We start from the raw sequence: 18,899 nt of genomic DNA, 5'->3' as shown, positions 1-18,899 counted from the left end.
TTACATATAACTTCTTAGAAAAAATTGAAGTTACACCTCAATAGAAACCACCAAACCTTCGTTACTTCTTACATTAAAAACAGTTTCGTCATCAAAAATTAAATATTGTCCTTTTATTCCGACTAATTTACCTTTATAAGTTGGTGTTTTAATCAAGTTTAAACTTTTAGGCTTTTCTGGATATTTAACTACAGGAAAATTAATATGTGTTTCCGTATTATTTTCGATAAAGTATTCTTTTGCTTCTTCTGGAATAAATTCTTTTAATTTTTCTCGCCAAGCTACCAAATCTACATCTTCAATATCATTTTTTAGCATTTTGCGCCAATTGGTTTTATCTGCTACATGGTCTTTTAAAGCAACCTCGGTAATACCTGCTAAATATCTATTTGGAGCTTCCAAAATTTCAATAGCTTCATGCGCTCCTTGATCTATCCAACGTGTTGGTACTTGTTGTTTTCTGGTAACGCCCACTTTTACATTGCTCGAGTTTGCCAAATATACAATATGTGGTTTTAGTTGCACTGCTTGCTCATACGCCAAATCTCTATCTTCTATACCTAAATGTGCTTTGCTTAATTCTGGTTTCATAATCCAATCTGCAGCACTCGGTATTTCAAAAAAACAAGATTTACAAAAACCTTGTCTATAAATAGTCTTTTCTAAATGGCAGTTTAAACATTCGTAGGTAACAAAATTAATTGTTATTTCTTTATTTATTAACTGATTCATATTTATAAAATCAGTTTTCATATCTAAATAATACTGAATTTGTTCTGCTTTTTCAGTCATCATTTTTTTTAAAACTCCTTGGTAAATCATCGCACAAATTTTAGTATTTTTAACAAAAAATTATTCGTCATTACGAGTAGAACGAAGTAATCTGTTTTTTTTTAAAGAGAGATTGCTTCATGACGCAAAAAAAAGCGTAATTCGCAATGACTTTGTACAAATTTACGAATTTCTATGGCTTTTCAAATTATCAATTCTATAATTTCTTGGTTTTTAAAGAAACGGAAACATCAAATAGAACTCTTTTTAAAATATCCTATTGATGTGCAAGATGAATTACTTTTAAAACTTGTAAATCTTGCCAAAAACACTCAATTCGGTAAGGAATATAAATTTTCTAGCATAAAGAATCATAAAGATTTTACAACAAATGTTCCTATTCAGAAATATGAAACTTTTGAGCCTTTAATTGAACGTTGTAGAAAAGGAGAACAAAATTTATTTTGGCCAACAGACATTAAATGGTTTGCAAAAAGTAGTGGAACAACCAATGCTAAAAGTAAATTTATACCTGTTTCTGATGAAGCTTTAGAATATTGCCACATGAAAGCTGGCAAAGATATGTTGTGTTTGTACATCAATAACAATGAAGATACGCAGCTTTTTACAGGAAAAGGATTGCGCTTAGGTGGAAGCTCTGATATGTACCAAGATAACAATTCTTATTTTGGAGATTTATCTGCTATTATTATAGAAAACATGCCTTTTTGGGCAGATTTTAGCTCTGCTCCTAGTCAAGAAGTTGCTTTAATGAGCGATTGGGAAACAAAAATGGATGCTATTATAGATGAAACCATAGATGAAGATATTACCAGTTTAGCAGGCGTACCAAGTTGGATGTTAGTTTTACTTAACCGAGTTTTAGAACGTTCTGGAAAAGAAAATATTTTAGAAGTTTGGCCTAACCTAGAAGTCTATTTTCATGGAGGCGTAAACTTTAATCCTTATAGAGAGCAGTATAAAAAAATTATACCTAAAGATAGTTTTAAGTACTACGAAATTTACAATGCTTCGGAAGGTTTTTTTGCCATTCAAGATAGAAATAATTCAAAAGAATTGTTATTAATGTTAGATTACGGAATTTTCTATGAATTTATTCCGATGAGTGATTATAAAGGTGAAAACTCTACAACAATAACACTTGCTGATGTTAAAAAAGACATCGATTACGCTCTAATTATTACTACAAATGGAGGTTTGTGGCGTTACTTAATTGGAGATACCATTCGTTTTACCTCTTTAGAACCGTATAGAATTAAAATTACCGGACGCACCAAACATTATATAAATGTTTTTGGAGAAGAGTTAAATATAGAAAATGTAGAGGATGCTTTAAAATTAGCATGCGAAAAGACAACTGCTACTATTGCAGATTATACAGTGGGACCTATTTTTATGGAAGGCAAAGAAAAAGGTGGACATGAATGGGTTATAGAATTCACAAAAAAGCCTGATTCTATGGGCTATTTCTCTGAAGTTTTAGACAATGCTTTAAAATCTATCAACTCAGATTATGAAGCTAAACGTTATTTAAATATTACTTTAATGGCGCCAAAAGTGCACCAAGCACAAGAAGGATTATTCTACAAATGGCTAAAACAAAAGAACAAATTAGGGGGCCAACATAAAGTACCTAGATTGTCTAATTCTAGAGATTTTGTAGATGAATTAATAGTGTTAATGAAACCTTAAATTTATTGTAATTTTAACTTAATTAGGCATGATTGTTGATAAATAGCTTAGAGATTTATCAACATCAAAAACCTAAAAATGATTAAAAAAATTACTTTTATTTTTTTTCTTTTACTCTTAAACTACACTACAAGCGCTCAAATTCTTACAGTACTTAACAAAGAGACTAAAGAAACCTTAGAGCAAGTAACCATATTTAACAAGCTAACCAATAATTACGTTACTACAAACGGAGAAGGACAAGCAGATATTAGTGATTTTATAAATGCAGAAACATTAGAAGTTCGGTTTCTTGGTTTTAAAACTAAAATTAAAAGTTACGAAGCTTTTAAACAAAATAACTTTCTAGTACACCTAACTCCTACTATTTTAAGAATAGATGAAATTGTAATTTCCGCTACAAAATGGAAACAAAAAACATCTGATTTAGCTACTAAAGTTACTGTTATATCTCCAAAAGCCATAGCATTAATGAACACACAAACGGCTGCAGACTTACTTACCGTTTCTGGAAAAGTGTTTATGCAGAAAAGCCAACAAGGAGGTGGAAGTCCGTTAATTAGAGGTTTTGCTACCAACAGATTGTTATACACTATTGACGGAGTTAGAATGAATAATGCCATTTTTAGAGCTGGTAATATTCAGAATGTAATTTCTTTAGATCCTTTTGCCATAGAAGAAACCGAAATCATTTTTGGTCCTGGTTCTGTTATTTATGGAAGTGATGCTATTGGTGCTGTAATGAGTTTTAAAACCCTATCGCCAAGTTTGTCTTTAGATGATGAAACATTAATTACAGGAAATGCGTTAACACGTTTTTCTTCTGCGAATGAAGAAAAAACCTATCATGCAGATTTTAATCTAGGCTATAAAAAATGGGCATTTGTTACCAGTTTAAGTTATAATGATTATGGAGATTTGAGAATGGGAAGTGATGGACCTGAAGAATATTTAAGAAACGTATATGTAGAAAGACAGAACAATGAAGATATTATAATTACCAATAAAGACCCAAAAATTCAGACGCCTTCTGGATACACACAAACCAACTTGATGCAAAAAGTGAGGTTTAAACCAAATGAAAAATGGAATTTTGAGTATGGTTTTCATTTATCAGAAACCTCTAGTTATTCTAGATACGATAGACATTTAAGAACAAAAGATGGAAATCCTCGTTATGGAGAATGGAGCTACGGTCCACAAAAGTGGATGATGAATAATTTTGAAATCAACAAAAAAGGAAGCAATTCTTTTTATGATGATGTTACTTTAAGATTAACGTATCAAAAATTTGATGAAAGTAGAATTAGTAGAAATTTTAATGATAATGAAAGAGAAACAAGAACAGAACGTGTAGATGCCTATTCTACCAACTTAGATTTTTCTAAAAGCTTAAGTGCAAAAAGTAAATTATTTTACGGAACAGAGTATGTTTATAATGATGTAAATTCTACTGGAGTAAACACAGATATAGATACCAACATTTCTCAAGCAGGACCTAGCAGATATCCAAATTCTAATTGGTCTTCTTTAGGAGTTTATGTTTCTAACCAATATAACCATTCTAAGAAATGGGTTTTACAATCTGGTTTGCGTTATAATTTTTACAGCTTAAACGCTACTTTCGATACTACTTTTTACCCTTTACCTTTTACCGAAGCAAATATAAATGACGGTGCCTTAACGGGTAGTTTAGGTTTGGTTTTTAGACCGGAAGAAGATTGGTTATTAAGTACAAACTTCTCTACTGCTTTCAGATCGCCCAATGTAGATGATGTTGGTAAAATTTTCGATTCAGAACCTGGTTCTGTAGTGGTTCCAAATCCTAATTTAAAAGCAGAGTACGCTTATAATACTGATGTTTCTGTTGCAAAAACTTTTGGTGATTATTTAAAAATTGAATTGACCGGTTTTTACACCAATTTAAAAGACGCCATGGTACTAAGAGATTTTACTTTAAATGGTAAAACTGAAATGCTATATGATGGTGAATTAAGCACAATACAAGCAATACAAAATGCAGCTGTTGCTAATGTGTATGGATTTCAAACTGGTTTTGAAGCAGATTTAGGAAATGGCATTGGATTTTCATCAACAATTAGTTATCAAAAAGGAGAAGAAGAGTTAGACAACGGAGAAAAAAGTCCTTCTAGACACGCTGCTCCTTGGTTTGGCACAACACGACTATCTTATAATGCGAGTAAATTAAAAGCGCAATTATATGCAGATTATAGTGGTTCTGTCTCTTATAAAGATTTACCAGAAAGTGAAATAGCAAAAGATTATATCTATGCAATTGATGCAAATGGAAATCCATATTCCCCTTCTTACATTACGATAAACTTAAAAACGTCTTATAAATTTACCGATAATTTATTAATATCTACAGGTTTAGAAAATATTGTAGACAAACGTTACAGACCTTATAGTTCTGGAATTGTTTCTCCTGGTAGAAACTTTGTAATTTCTTTAAAAGCAAATATTTAAAAGTATCCTAAACTATATTTTACGTTTTACCACGTAATCTATCATGGTTAATAGCGAACTTTTATATTCAGATTCTGGATAGTTTTCTAAAATAGCTATTGCTTTATTTTTGTAGTCATTCATTTTAACGGTGGTATATTCTATACCGCCATTTTCTTTTACAAAAGCAATTACCTCTTTTACGCGTTTTTTGTCTTTATTGTGTTTTTTGATAGAATTGATCAACCAAGATTTCTCTTTTTTAGAACAGGTATTTAAAGTATAAATTAAAGGCAGTGTCATCTTCTGTTCTTTAATATCAATTCCGGTAGGCTTACCAATTTTATCATCGGTATAATCAAACAAATCATCTTTAATTTGGAAGGCAATACCAATATATTCTCCAAATTTTCGCATTTGCTGTACCGTGTCATTATTTGCACCAACCGAAGCTGCACCAATACCACAACAAGCTGCAATTAAAGTAGCTGTTTTTTGTCGAATTATATCAAAATAAATATCTTCTGTAATGTCTAATTTTCTTGCCTTTTCTATTTGAAGCAATTCCCCTTCGCTCATTTCACGAACAGCAATAGAAATTAGTTTTAGCAAATCGAAATCTTCATTATCTATGGATAACAACAATCCTTTTGATAATAAAAAATCACCAACTAGAACTGCAATTTTATTTTTCCAAAGTGCATTTACAGAGAAAAAACCACGTCTTCGGTTACTTTCATCCACCACATCATCATGCACTAAAGTAGCAGTATGAATCAATTCTACAACAGAAGCACCTCTATATGTTCTTTCATCAAAACCACCATCAGAAACCATTTTTGCTACTAAAAAAACAAACATTGGTCGCATTTGTTTTCCTTTTCTACGAACAATATAATAGGTAATTCTGTTTAAAAGCGGAACTTTAGACAACATAGAATCTTTGAACTTCTCTTCAAAGAGTTCCATTTCATTTTTAATGGGAAGTTTAATAAGTTCTACTGGTTTCATTTTACGAAAAATAAATTCGAAGCAAAAATAATAGATTAATAATAAAAACAGAGTTTTAAACAAAAAAACAATAATTTTACACTAAAATTTATCTATTTATTAAGACTAAAAAAACAATGAGAAAAGCATTTATCTATTTTATTATTTTATTTCTATTTCAAAACGTAATTTTTTCGCAAGAAACAATGCTTTGGAGAGATGTTGATATTCAAAAATTTGGAAAAGAAACCATTTACAAAGATTTAAAAGGAGACAAATTAAAAGGTACTTTTAAAATTGCTGAACATGATGGATCTTATTCTGAAATTTCATTTACAGATGGAATTATTTTTAATATGCGCATAAATTATGATAGTAATGGTAACTTACTTTCTGAAGTAAATTATAAAGATGGCCTTAAAGAGGGAGGTTTCACTACTTATTTTGAAGATAAATCTATAGAACAAAAAGGAAATTTCTCTGCTGGTAAAAAAACTGGAGAATGGATTACCTATAATAATGAAGGAGAAAAAATAGAGAAAGAAAACTATAAAAATGATTTAAAACATGGAATCTTTTGGAAAAAATCTAACTACAGAAGAAATACAGAAAAAATTATTATCAGTCAAGAAGAGTATCAAAATGATATTCCTAAAGGAACTTGGTTTAGTAAAATTGAAGGAGAAAACCTTCTTTTTGAAAAAAAATACACTGCACCAAAAACGTATACTTTAAAAGCATATCATACAAACGGAAATCTAAAATATGTCCAAAACTATAAAGAAGGTAAAAAGGATGGTTATTGGTTTGAAAAAAATGATGAAGGTATCTTAAAATGGGAAAAAACATATCTTTCTGAAGGTGATTATACTGAAAAAAGGTTTTATGACGATGGTACTTTACGCTCTAAAAAAACATATAAAGACAGACGTGTTGATGGCGAATATGTTCAATATAATAAAGAAGGAGAAAAAACAAAAGTTGAGTTTTTTAAAAATAACAAAAGACACGGCAAGTGGTTTAGACAATATTCTGGAGGTACTATTTATTTAGAAGAATATAATTTAGGAGAACCTAGTGGTAATTGGGTTGAAAAAGATAAAGATGGAAACGTTACCTACGAAAAATCTTACAAAAGCCCTAAAAGTTATGCCTATAAGAGATATCATATAACAGGAAAATTAAAAGAATCTGGAACCTATGAAGATGGAAAATTAGAGGGAGATTATTTTAAATACAATGTAAACGAAATGGTTTTGGTTAAGCGATTCTATGAAAAAGGGAATCCAATTAATTTAGAATCTTATTTTGAAAATGGAAATAAAAGAGAAATTACAAAAAGAATAGGAAAATCGGACAATGCTACTGTAGAAATATATAATAGTGATGGTGTTTTAATTAAAAGTGGAAATTTTTTCAAGAAATATAAAAACGGATTGTGGAAGTTTTTTGATTCTAAAAAAGGCAGATTACTTGAAGAGATTACCTATGAAAACAATTACAAACATGGCCTTTACAGAAAATATAACGCAGCCAATACCCCTTCTATAGAAGGTAATTATGCAAATAACGATAAAGATGGTATTTGGAAACACTATAGTTTGGCGGGAGATGTAACTCAAGAAATTCTTTATAAACTGGGTAAAAAAATATCTACAAAAACTTTTAATTAAACAATTATAAAAAAGATAAAACTCATTTAATAAGTTACTGATTTTTAATTTTCTACTATCTTAGAGCTAAAAATTCACAAACTAAATTACTATGCAAAACATTCATTTTCCGATTACTTTCGAATTTAAAATATCTACACTAGCCAATGATTTTACCGCAAAAGATAGCAGCGGAAAGCCAATTGCTTGCGTGCGTCAAAAAATGTTTAAATTAAAAGAAGATATTCGTATTTATGAAAATGATACAAAAGCGAAATTAAATTATCAAATTAAAGCTGATAAATGGTTAGATTTCTCTACTGCGTATTCTTTTTTTGATGAAAAGGGTGTAGCGTTTGGTAAAGTTGCTAGAAAAGGATGGAAATCTCTTTGGAATGCTCATTATGAAATTATAGATCAGCATCAAAAAAAACAATATGTAATTAATGAGAAAAATCCGTGGGTTAAGGTTTTAGACTCTATGCTTGGAGAAATTCCTGTTTTAAGTTTTTTTACTGGGTATCTTTTTAACCCAACCTATTTGGTAAAAAACTCAAAAGGTGAAACTGTTGTAGAGCTTAAAAAATTAAAATCTTTCTTTGGGAAAAACTTCGAAGTTTCTAAAATAGGCGAACTAGATAGCGATGATGACGATAGAGTTATCTTGTCTTTAATGATGTTTGTTTTACTAGAAAGAAGAAGAGGTTAAATCTGTTTCTTAAAAACATAAAAAAGAGCAAAACAAATTTTAAAAATTTGTTTTGCTCTTTTTTATGTTACACTATATTTTTCTAAAACTTAAGATTTGTTTGCCAACTGACCGCAAGCAGCATCAATATCTTTACCTCTACTTCTTCTTACATTTACAGTAATATCATTCATTTCTAAATTAGAAATATAATTATTAATTGCAGACGCACTAGCTTGTTGAAACTCTCCATCATCAATAGGGTTGTATTCTATTAAATTGATTTTACAAGGCACCGCTTTACAAAACGCAACTAAAGCCTTAATATCCTCTTTTCTATCATTAATTCCGCCCCAAACAATATATTCATACGTAATTGCTCTTCCTGTTTTTTCGTACCAATATTCTAAAGACTCTCTTAAATCTTTTAAAGGAAAAGTAGCATTAAAAGGCATTACTTTAGTTCTAATTTCATCAATTGCAGAATGTAATGAAACGGCTAAGTTAAATTTCACCTCTTCGTCTGCCATCATTTTTATCATTTTTGGCACGCCAGATGTAGAAACTGTAATTCTTTTAGACGACATACCTAAACCTTCTGGAGATGTAATCATCTCTATAGATTTCATTACATTTTTATAGTTCATAAGAGGTTCTCCCATTCCCATAAAAACAATGTTGGTTAGTTTCTTGTCATAATACAATCTACTTTGCTTATCAATTACTACAACCTGATCGTAAATTTCATCTGGGTTTAGATTACGCATTCTTTTTAAACGTGATGTTGCACAGAATAAACAATCTAAACTACAACCAACCTGACTAGAAACACAGGCTGTTGTTCTTTTTTCTGTAGGAATTAAAACAGATTCTACAATTAAACCATCGTGTAATTTTATTCCGTTTTTTATAGTTCCATCTTTACTTTTTTGCATAGAATCTACTTTGATATGGTTAATAACAAAGTTTGCTTCTAACATTTCTCTGGTTTCTATAGAGATGTTTGTCATTGCATCAAAGGTATGTAAAGACTTACTCCAAAGCCATTCATATACTTGATTTCCTCTAAAGGCTTTGTCGCCATTTTCTACAAAAAAATCGCGTAATTGTTCTTTAGTTAAGGCTCTTATGTCTTTCTTTTTAGTCAAGTTTTCTAGTTTTTAAAAATAGAGTTGCAAAAATACGCATATAATTTTAGCTTATTACTATATTTTGCTAATTGGCTGCGTTAGTGATTGAAGTGGCATCCTTTTTTGTTTTTTTAACAAAAAAGATATAACGGAAAGCGCGACCTTTTTAGGGAACGCCAAAAAATAGAAAAACTGACAATTAAAATAACTGTCAGTTTTTAGTTTTTAAATTCTTAACGGTTCGTATCTTAAAACTAATCGATTTAAAAGCATCAAATTTTTCGGTAAGCACAGAGTTTAACTCAGCTAAAAACCTTAAACGTACTACTGCTTTGCCTATTTTTATAGATACTTTATTACCTGTCTTCTTTTTTATGTTTCTAAAACTTATACAAGTTTAATCCAGTCTCTTTATCAGAATAACGATCAACAGTACCATCAAAACTTTCTATAACAAACTCTCCAGCTCCATTAATTTTAGCGGTAAGCAAATGTCCTGCTAACGCAGAATAATCGTAACGACCAAGTGTTATGTGCATGTGTATGTAGTGCTTCTCATTTTGTTGAGAAATATTACCTGTTATGTTGGTAATTTCCATTTGTTCAGAAAAAGTTTTATCTACAAACTTTTTAGTCGCTGGATCAAGAATTCGTAAAGTTGCTTCATTTACAGCACCAAGACCAGTAATTGTTCCTGCTTTTATATCTTGTTCTTCAACAAACGCAGTAATTGCTTTTGTAATTTCAGAATGGTTTAGAATACTTATAACATACTTGTTACCAAACTGCTTGTAAGTGTATAATTTAGAATTTGATTGTGCGTTTGCTAAAAAAGATACTGTAAGACACAGTACTATTAAAATTGAACGTTTCATTTTGTATACTATTTTAAGTTATAAAATTAATAACACTCTTTTATGATATCTATTGTTAAACTATCTGCCTTTTTTCCAAGATCATTCTTTAATACTAAAAAATGCGCTGTTTGATTATGAAAGTCGATTGCTTCTTGAGATTTCCATTCTTCTAAAATGATAACCTTTAAGCTGTTATTAATATCTTCATGTAATACATATGAGATATTACCTTCCTCTTTACGTGTTGCATCAGTTACGGTTTGCAACATGCTTAAAACTTCTTCCTTAAACTCAGGTTTTACAATAATTGTAGCTATAATTTTTAATTTACTCATAATAAATACTATTAAAATTAATTTTTACGATATATTTTCTTTTATGCGTCTAAACCATTAATATGAACTTTTAAATAAGGTTAAACAGTTTCCGTTGCCTTTTTTATTATTTCATATTATGTAGGATGTTTGTTTACCAACCCCCACTAACAGCACTATATAATTAACATAGCATCTCCGTAAGTAGAGAATTTATAACCTTCTTTTATTGCTACTTTGTATGCTTCCATAACAAAATCGTAACCACCAAAAGCAGCTGCTTGCATTAATAAGGTAGATTTTGGTGTGTGAAAATTAGTAATCATTGCAGTTGCAATACTAAAATCATGCGGAGGGAAAATAAATTTATTTGTCCAACCTGTATAACCGTTTAACTCACCTTTAGAAGAAACTGAAGATTCGATAGCTCTCATTACTGTAGTACCCACAGCACAAACTCTTCTTTTTTCTTTTTTAGCTTTGTTAATTTTATCTGCAGTAGCGTCTGAAATATCAATTTGCTCAGAATCCATTTTATGCTTAGATAAATCTTCTACCTCTACTGGGCTAAAGGTACCTAAACCAACGTGTAATGTAGTTTCTGCAAACTCAATTCCTTTAATTTCTAAACGTTTCATTAAATGTTTAGAAAAGTGTAAACCAGCAGTTGGTGCTGCAACAGCTCCTTCATGCTTTGCGTAAATAGTTTGGTAACGCTCATCATCTAAAGGCTCTACATCTCTACCAATTGCCTTAGGTAATGGAGTTTGACCTAATTCTAATAATTTTGCTCTAAATTCTTCATAAGAACCATCAAACAAAAAACGTAAAGTTCTACCTCTAGAGGTTGTGTTGTCAATAACTTCAGCAACTAAACTATCATCGTCTCCAAAAAATAATTTGTTTCCAATTCTAATTTTTCTTGCAGGATCTACTAAAACATCCCACAATCTATTTTCAGAATTTAGTTCTCTTAATAAAAACACCTCTATTCTAGCGCCTGTTTTTTCTTTATTACCATACATTCTAGCAGGAAAAACTTTGGTATTGTTCAACATCATAACATCACCTTCTTCAAAGTAATCTATAACATCTTTAAAAACCTTATGTTCTATGGTTTGTTCTTTCCTGTTTAATACCATTAAGCGAGACTCATCTCTATGTTCTGCAGGATACGTTGCTAACAATTCTTCTGGTAAATCAAATTCAAAATGCGATAATTTCATATATATATTTGCTTATAACAACTGCAAAGATACGATATCGGAATAGGCGTTGTCAAGTGTTTGCCTAATTATTTACACTTTATCTATTTTAATGCCAATTTGTTGCATGTCTTCCCAAAATTTTTGATACGATTTTGTAACTACTTCAGCATCTAAAATTTTAATAGGAACTCTTAATGCTAAAGGAGCAAATGCCATTGCCATTCTATGATCGTTGTACGTTTTTATAGCAATATTTGACTTTATTACCGTAGAAACTTCTAAATGTAAACTTTTATCTGTAACAGAAATTGTAGCACCTAAATTTGTTAATTCGTCATTTAGAGCGACTAACCTATCTGTTTCTTTAATTTTTAAAGTATGTAAACCCATTAAATTACACGCAATATTTTCTGCAAAACAAGTTACAGCAATTGTTTGTGCAATATCTGGTGCATTTTTTAAGTCGATTTCTAAAGTTGCCTTCTTTGTTTCTTTTACTTTTTTTAAGGTGATAAAATTTTCACCGAAAACAGTTTCTACTCCAAAATGTTGATAGATTTCTGCCAAACAAGAATCTCCTTGTAAGCTTTCTTTTTTATACGCTGATAAAGAAATTTCCGATCCTATTTCTGCCAAAGCAGCAATTGAATAAAAATAACTAGCAGAAGACCAGTCTGATTCTACCACAATCGTTTGCTTTTCTACAGATTTCTTAGGCAATACTTTAATTATATTTCCTTCAAAATTAGTTTCAATTCCTAATTGATTTAACAAACTCAACGTCATATTTATATATGGTACCGAAGTAATTTTACCCAGCAATTCAATTTCTAATCCGTTTTCTAATTTGGATGCAATTAGCAACATCGAAGAAATATATTGACTACTTACATTTCCATTAATTTGGACTTTATCTGTTGTAATTTTAGCACCTTTAATTCTAATTGGCGGATAGCCAATTTTATCTTCGTAAGAAATATTAGCACCTAAATCTTGCAATGCATTTACTAAGATTTCAATGGGTCTATTTTGCATTCTTTCAGAACCTGTAAGAACCACTTCTCTACCTTCTTTTACAGCAAAATAGGATGTTAAAAAACGCATTGCAGTACCAGCATGACCAATATTTACAACTTCATCTGTTGTAGAAAGTGCATGTTGCATGTGCACAGAATCGTCTGAATCTGATAAATTTTCTATAGAAAGTTCTGGAAATAAATTTTGTAAAATCAACAATCTATTAGATTCACTCTTAGAACCAGAGATTGTTATTTTCTCATTAATCTTTTTATTATCTACAACATTTAACAATATATCCATCTCTGTAAGTTCTATAAATTGGTTTTATTAACAAAGTGCCAAAGTTACTACTCAAAAGGCTTTTACCAAAGTTTCTTTGCTTTAAATAAATGTAAAAATTCTATACTTTTATTAAGAATTGATAGAGATATCACTATTTAAATCCAATTCAATTGCATTTTCTAAATCTTGCAAATGTTGTTTTCTAACTTTTAACTTTGTTGCTGCATGTGCTTTTTTATTCAATTTAGAAAACATGCCTGCTACTTTTATTGTAGTTGGTAACAAATGGTCTGCAGGAACAATTAGGTCTAAAAAACCAGCTTTTACGGCATCTTTTGGGTTGTAAATTTCAGAATTATTTACACTTCTGTTTAAATACACCTCAGACAATCTAGATTTTGCAATCGCAATACCAGCATTGTGCATGGTCATCCCAATCATTACTTCATTTAATCCTATTTTAAAATCGCCTTCTACTCCAATTCTATAATCTGCAGAAAGCAATAAAAATGCTCCTTTTGCAATAGCGTGACCAGAACATGCAATAATAATTGGTTGTGGAAAAGACAACATTTTTAAAGATAATTTAGAACCTTTTGTAACCAATTCTTTAGCTGCTTCTGGTGATTTTGTCATCACTTTTAAATCAAATCCTCCAGAGAAAATTCCATTTTGACCTGTAAGAACAACTACTTTATTTTCGGTTGCTGCTTTGTCTAACCCAGCATTCAAACCTTCTATTACTTCATGAGAAATTGCGTTTGCTTTTCCGCTGTTAATAGTAATTAAAGCGTAATTTTCTTCTGATTGATAGGTAACAAATTCGTTCATTATTTTTATATTTTAAAACAACTTACAATATAATCTAAAATTACAACATCAACAATTCGTCGTTCATCATTCTTTTTATTTGGGCGTTACCTAAAAGTCGGGCTTGGAGTTTATCTTGGGCGAAGTCGAAAGGGTACAATCTTTTTATTCGTACCTCAAAAAAAGGATTTCCACTTCAATCCCTAACGCAACCTACTTGCCAACAATCTATAATTGAAGATTTATTAGTTATTATTTGTTTATTTTTGCCAAAAGGAAAGAATTTAAAACTCCTTTTATATACAGAGGTTTAAAAACACATGGATAAAATTAAAAAGTTTTTTCTTCAATTTCAACAAAGTTTCTCTTTCGTTTTTCTATTAAAATGGACTTTTATTTGCTTACTTATTGGCGCATTAACGGGTAGTACTTCTGCTGTTTTTTTATGGACTTTAGAATGGGCAACAAATTATAGAGAAGCAAACCAATGGATTATTTGGCTCTTACCTATAGCGGGTTTTGTAATAGGTTTATCTTATCATTATTATGGAGAAAGTGTTGTAAAAGGGAACAATTTATTACTAGAAGAGTTCCACAACCCTAAAAAAGTAATTCCTTTTAAAATGGCTCCTTTGGTCTTTTTAGGTACTATTCTTACGCATTTGTTTGGAGGATCTGCAGGACGTGAGGGAACTGCCGTACAAGTTGGTGGCGCTATTGCAGATCAGTTTACAAAAATTTTTAAATTAAACAACTTAGATCGAAAAATTATATTGATTGCTGGTATTAGCGCAGGTTTTGCTTCTGTTTTTGGAACGCCTTTAGCTGGTGCTATTTTTGCACTTGAAGTAATGGTAATCGGTCGCATAAAATTTGATGCAATAATACCGAGTTTTCTTGCGGCTGTTTTTGCAACCTATTTTTGCGATGTTTGGCAAATTTCTCACCACACACATTATACTATTTCTACTATTACAGCATTAACGCCAGCAAGTATTTTATGGGCTTTATTAGCAGGAATTATTTTTGGATTGGCAAGTATGCTATTTTCTAAATCTACACACTTTTGGGGAGTATTTTTTAAAAAACAAGTTAAATATGCACCACTTCGTCCGGTAATTGGTGGTGTTGTAATAGCTGTAATTGTATACCTTATGGGAACTACAAAATACATAGGACTTGGTGTACCAACAATTGTAGATGCTTTTAATATCGATTTAAATTCTTATGATTTTATCTTAAAAATCTTATTCACTTCTTTTACTTTGGGAGCCGGATTTAAAGGAGGAGAAGTAACACCTTTATTTTACATTGGTGCAACTTTGGGTAACGCCTTGGTGTGGTTTATTCCTTTGCCAATGGGTCTATTAGCAGGTATGGGATTTGTTGCTGTTTTTGCAGGAGCTACAAATACGCCAATTGCTTGTACTATTATGGGAATTGAATTATTTGGAATTGAATCTGGTGTTTTTATAGCCTTGGCTTGTATAACTTCTTATTTATTTTCTGGGCATACGGGTATCTATACCGCTCAAGTTATTGGAAGTCCAAAACACTTATTTTCTAAAATTGAAAAAGGATTAACACTTACTGAAATTGAAAATAATAGAAGTAGAAAATAATTTACTTAGAAGAATTAAAATCAACGGTATAAAATATACCACATAGTAATATATTTTCTATGTGACTATGTGGTAAGTCAAAATAACTTTTACGCTTATAAAAAACTATGCTTTATCAGGTTCTGATTTGTTTCTAACACTTTAATCACCTCGACATTAACCTTTAAACATTCTAAATATTGATAGTTATTTGTAAAATAGATTACAATTCTATCTCATCAACATCTACCCAATTTTTCTTTTCTACAACAGTTCCTTTATCTAAAATAACAACTCCAGGATTTCCTCTAATAATGGTTTTTAGTGTTGTTTCGTCACAGAATAAAAAGTCGAAAGGCAAGTCATACTTTTCTTTTGCAAGAATTAAATCATCAGAAAAAGAAGCCGAAACTCCATAAACTGTATATCCTTTTGCTTTCGCTTTTGTAGCAATATCTTTAATTGCCGGAAAACCATTTTCATCAGCTTTATCTAAATTATAGACAATTACCAACATTACTTTTTCCTTCTTTAATAATTCTGGTGCTAAATCTGCTTGTTCATCTTCTAACATAAAATCATGCACTGGCGGTATGCTACCATCTTTAGGAAAAACCATTCCTTCTGGAATACTCTTACCAATTGCGTATGCTCTAAAATCGATGATTGGTAAATGTGTTAATACATGTTGTACAATAAACAAGAAAACACCTAACGATAAAAACGTAATCATCTTTGGTATTTTACCTCCAAAAATAGGTTGAATCAGTTTTACTTTTACCAATAAAATAATTATCAATGCAATTAAAATAACGTTTTTATAGAAAGTTCCCCAAGTAGATAATTTCACAGCATCTCCAAAACAACCACAATCGGTAACTTTATTATAGTAAGCAGAGTACCAAGTTAAAAACAAGAAGATAAGAGTTAATAGAAACAAACTAAAAACCGTAAACTTTGGTTTGTAACCTATTAAAATCATCACTCCTAATAATATTTCTGCAACAATAAGTAAAACTGCAAACGGTAATGCAAACGGAATTAAAAATTCCATGTTTAAAACATCCGCAGAAAAATATTCTTGAAACTTATATTGAGAACCAATTGGATCTACCAATTTTACAAAGCCAGAAAAAATAAATAAGGCTCCGACTAATATTCTTGATAATTGTACTAATATTTTCATTTATTCTAATTTAAACTTTTCTTTAAAAACTATTTTTTTAATTCCTATTCTTAAATACAGATTGCTTCGTTACTCGCAATGACTAAGACTCTGTTACTTTTAAGCTTTGAAACTTTGCAACTATTTTTACCATAAATGAATCATTGCAAAAATTGCATAATTAATCATGTCTTGATAGTTGGCATCAATTCCTTCAGAAACTAAGGTTTTCCCTTTATTATCTTCAATTTGTTTCACGCGTAATAATTTCTGTAAAATCAAATCTGTTAAGCTAGGAACACGCATATCTCTCCAAGCTTCACCATAATCATGATTTTTATTCATCATTAATTCTTTGGTAATTTTAGCATGTTTGTCATACAAAACAGTTGCTTGCTCAGTATTCAAATCTGGGTTTGCAACAACACCATTTTCTAACTGAATTAACGCCATTATAGAATAATTGATGATTCCAATAAACTCAGATTTCTCTCCTTCATCAACTTTTCTAACCTCGTTTTCTTGTAATTGACGAATTCTTTGTGCCTTAATAAAAATCTGATCGGTTAAAGATGGTAAACGTAAAATTCGCCACGCAGAACCATAATCACTCATTTTTTTTATAAATAAACTTCTGCATTCTTCAATTACAGCATCGTATTGTTTAGATGTATCTTGCATTTTCTCTTGTTAAAAAGTATTTGCTCAAAAATACTAAATCCTATAGGCATTTCATTAATTTTACAAAAAAAATTTAAAACTCATAAAGTTGAAAAAAGTTGTTGTTTTTTGTGGTGCAAGTCTAGGTTTTAATCCTATTTATAAAGAAGCTGCAATAGAGTTAGGAAATCATTTTGCAAACAACAAAATTGGTTTGGTCTATGGTGGCGGAAAAATAGGAATGATGGGCGCAATTGCCGATACAATTCTTGCTCATAATGGCGAAGTTATTGGCGTAATACCCCAATTATTAGAAAAGGAAGAAGTGGTACATGCTGGTGTAGAAGAAATGATTGTTTGCAAAACCATGAGCGAACGTAAAGTAATAATGAGCCAATTAGTAGACGGCTATATTACACTTCCTGGAGGTTTTGGTACTTTAGATGAGTTGTTTGAAGCACTTACTTTAGGCCAATTATATATTGAACAAAAACCAGTCGGACTTTTAAATATTAATGGATTTTTCGATGCTGTTTTAGTACAATTAGACAAAATGATAGCAGAAGGTTTCTTAAAACAGACCAATAGAGATATGTTAATAGTTGGCACTTCTGTAGAAGATTTAATGCAAAAAATGAATGCTTACAAAGCACCAAAAATCACACACGTAATAAATAAAGTAGTTAGTTAAATGACCATAAATTGCAAAGGTACTTTAGTAGATTTAACATCACCAAAAGTGATGGGGATTTTAAATATTACACCAGATTCTTTCTTTGACGGCGGAAAATATAAAAATGAAACCGATATTCTTTCTCAAACAGAAAAAATGCTTTTAAACGGCGCAACTTTTATAGATGTTGGTGCCTACTCGTCTAGACCTGGCGCTAAACACATTTCTGAAGAAGAAGAACTGCAAAGAATTGTTCCGGTAATTAATTTATTAGTTCAGAATTTTCCTGAAATTATTATTTCTGTAGATACTTTTAGAAGTAAAGTTGCCCAAGAAACCATAAATGCGGGTGCAGCAATTGTAAACGATATTTCTGGCGGAAAAATGGATGCTAATATGTTTGCAACCGTTGCCAATCTGCAAGTTCCTTATATTTTAATGCATATGTTAGGTACGCCGCAAAACATGCAGAAAAATCCTATTTATACTAATGTAACGCAAGAAATTATTTCCTTTTTTGCAGAACAAATTTACAAATTACATCAACTTAAATTAAACGATATTATTATAGATGTTGGTTTCGGTTTTGGAAAAACAAATGTTCATAATTTTGAAATTCTTAAAAATTTATCACTTTTTAAAAGTTTAGACGCACCCATTTTAGCCGGAATTTCGCGTAAATCTATGTTGTATAAAACGTTGGATATTTCTGCCCAAGAAGCTTTAAATGCAACTACTTCTGCAAATACTATTGCCCTTTTAAATGGCGCGAATATTTTACGTGTTCACGATGTTAAAGAAGCTGTAGAAGCTGTAAAAATTGTAAATCAGGTTAAATAATCGTCATTGCGAGGTACGAAACAATCTTATAATTATTAAGAATCTTTTTTTTAGAAGCT

At 30.5% G+C, this 18,899-nt stretch carries 17 protein-coding genes; 7 read left to right on the top strand and 10 right to left on the bottom strand.

Annotated features, from left to right (window positions below):
* Window positions 1–30: 30 nt before the first annotated feature.
* A complete protein-coding gene (locus KV700_RS14335; RefSeq protein WP_166385673.1) occupies window positions 31–822 on the bottom strand; it encodes a DUF2797 domain-containing protein in 792 nt (263 codons plus the stop codon).
* A 144-nt stretch (window positions 823–966) separates the two neighbouring features.
* Here KV700_RS14335 and KV700_RS14330 point away from each other — a divergent pair, with 144 nt between their 5' ends.
* The gene (locus KV700_RS14330) at window positions 967–2,484 is read left to right on the top strand and encodes a GH3 auxin-responsive promoter family protein (protein ID WP_166385675.1); all 1,518 of its coding nucleotides are present in this window, start codon (window positions 967–969) and stop codon (window positions 2,482–2,484) included.
* Between the two features lie 78 nt (window positions 2,485–2,562).
* A complete protein-coding gene (locus tag KV700_RS14325; protein WP_218598279.1) occupies window positions 2,563–4,971 on the top strand; it encodes a TonB-dependent receptor in 2,409 nt (802 codons plus the stop codon).
* 12 nt (window positions 4,972–4,983) lie between these two features.
* Here the strand turns inward: KV700_RS14325 and KV700_RS14320 are convergent, their stop codons facing one another.
* A complete protein-coding gene (locus KV700_RS14320) occupies window positions 4,984–5,961 on the bottom strand; it encodes a polyprenyl synthetase family protein (protein ID WP_166385679.1) in 978 nt (325 codons plus the stop codon).
* 116 nt (window positions 5,962–6,077) lie between these two features.
* Here KV700_RS14320 and KV700_RS14315 point away from each other — a divergent pair, with 116 nt between their 5' ends.
* Window positions 6,078–7,613, top strand: a complete 1,536-nt coding sequence (locus KV700_RS14315) for a toxin-antitoxin system YwqK family antitoxin (protein WP_218598278.1) — start codon at window positions 6,078–6,080, stop codon at window positions 7,611–7,613.
* A gap of 91 nt (window positions 7,614–7,704) precedes the next feature.
* Complete coding sequence (locus tag KV700_RS14310) at window positions 7,705–8,301, top strand: hypothetical protein (protein WP_218598277.1); 597 nt, start codon at window positions 7,705–7,707, stop codon at window positions 8,299–8,301.
* Window positions 8,302–8,390: 89 nt separating this feature from the next.
* On the opposite strand, the gene rlmN is transcribed toward KV700_RS14310, so the two are convergent.
* From rlmN to KV700_RS14280, 6 genes are all read right to left on the bottom strand, one after another.
* Window positions 8,391–9,428 carry a 23S rRNA (adenine(2503)-C(2))-methyltransferase RlmN gene (rlmN, locus tag KV700_RS14305; protein WP_218598276.1) on the bottom strand — a complete coding sequence of 346 codons (1,038 nt, stop codon included), beginning with the start codon at window positions 9,426–9,428 and terminating at the stop codon, window positions 8,391–8,393.
* Between the two features lie 362 nt (window positions 9,429–9,790).
* A complete protein-coding gene (locus tag KV700_RS14300) occupies window positions 9,791–10,285 on the bottom strand; it encodes a PPC domain-containing DNA-binding protein (RefSeq protein WP_166385687.1) in 495 nt (164 codons plus the stop codon).
* A 26-nt stretch (window positions 10,286–10,311) separates the two neighbouring features.
* Window positions 10,312–10,602 carry a putative quinol monooxygenase gene (locus KV700_RS14295; protein ID WP_166385689.1) on the bottom strand — a complete coding sequence of 97 codons (291 nt, stop codon included), beginning with the start codon at window positions 10,600–10,602 and terminating at the stop codon, window positions 10,312–10,314.
* 155 nt (window positions 10,603–10,757) lie between these two features.
* Window positions 10,758–11,807 carry a tRNA preQ1(34) S-adenosylmethionine ribosyltransferase-isomerase QueA gene (gene queA, locus KV700_RS14290; RefSeq protein WP_166385691.1) on the bottom strand — a complete coding sequence of 350 codons (1,050 nt, stop codon included), beginning with the start codon at window positions 11,805–11,807 and terminating at the stop codon, window positions 10,758–10,760.
* A 72-nt stretch (window positions 11,808–11,879) separates the two neighbouring features.
* A complete protein-coding gene (locus KV700_RS14285; RefSeq protein ID WP_218598275.1) occupies window positions 11,880–13,109 on the bottom strand; it encodes a 3-phosphoshikimate 1-carboxyvinyltransferase in 1,230 nt (409 codons plus the stop codon).
* 111 nt (window positions 13,110–13,220) lie between these two features.
* Window positions 13,221–13,922, bottom strand: a complete 702-nt coding sequence (locus tag KV700_RS14280; protein WP_218598274.1) for a crotonase/enoyl-CoA hydratase family protein — start codon at window positions 13,920–13,922, stop codon at window positions 13,221–13,223.
* 299 nt (window positions 13,923–14,221) lie between these two features.
* Here KV700_RS14280 and KV700_RS14275 point away from each other — a divergent pair, with 299 nt between their 5' ends.
* Window positions 14,222–15,523, top strand: coding sequence for a voltage-gated chloride channel family protein (locus KV700_RS14275; RefSeq protein WP_218598273.1), 1,302 nt, complete (start codon window positions 14,222–14,224; stop codon window positions 15,521–15,523).
* A gap of 202 nt (window positions 15,524–15,725) precedes the next feature.
* Here the strand turns inward: KV700_RS14275 and KV700_RS14270 are convergent, their stop codons facing one another.
* Window positions 15,726–16,688, bottom strand: coding sequence for a DoxX family protein (locus KV700_RS14270; protein ID WP_166385698.1), 963 nt, complete (start codon window positions 16,686–16,688; stop codon window positions 15,726–15,728).
* A 126-nt stretch (window positions 16,689–16,814) separates the two neighbouring features.
* On the bottom strand, window positions 16,815–17,348 hold the full coding sequence (locus tag KV700_RS14265; protein ID WP_218598272.1) for a DUF1599 domain-containing protein: 534 nt from the start codon (window positions 17,346–17,348) through the stop codon (window positions 16,815–16,817).
* Between the two features lie 88 nt (window positions 17,349–17,436).
* Here KV700_RS14265 and KV700_RS14260 point away from each other — a divergent pair, with 88 nt between their 5' ends.
* Both KV700_RS14260 and folP read left to right on the top strand, forming a co-directional pair.
* Window positions 17,437–18,018, top strand: a complete 582-nt coding sequence (locus KV700_RS14260) for a TIGR00730 family Rossman fold protein (RefSeq protein ID WP_218598271.1) — start codon at window positions 17,437–17,439, stop codon at window positions 18,016–18,018.
* Entirely contained in the window at window positions 18,019–18,840 is an 822-nt protein-coding gene (gene folP / locus KV700_RS14255; protein ID WP_218598270.1) for a dihydropteroate synthase, read from the top strand.
* The last annotated feature ends 59 nt before the right edge of the window (window positions 18,841–18,899 follow it).

The organism is Polaribacter sp. NJDZ03 (genome assembly GCF_019263805.1).
Classification (GTDB): domain Bacteria; phylum Bacteroidota; class Bacteroidia; order Flavobacteriales; family Flavobacteriaceae; genus Polaribacter.
Note: the sequence above shows the minus strand (reverse complement) of the source record. Positions and strands in the feature narration are given on the sequence as shown.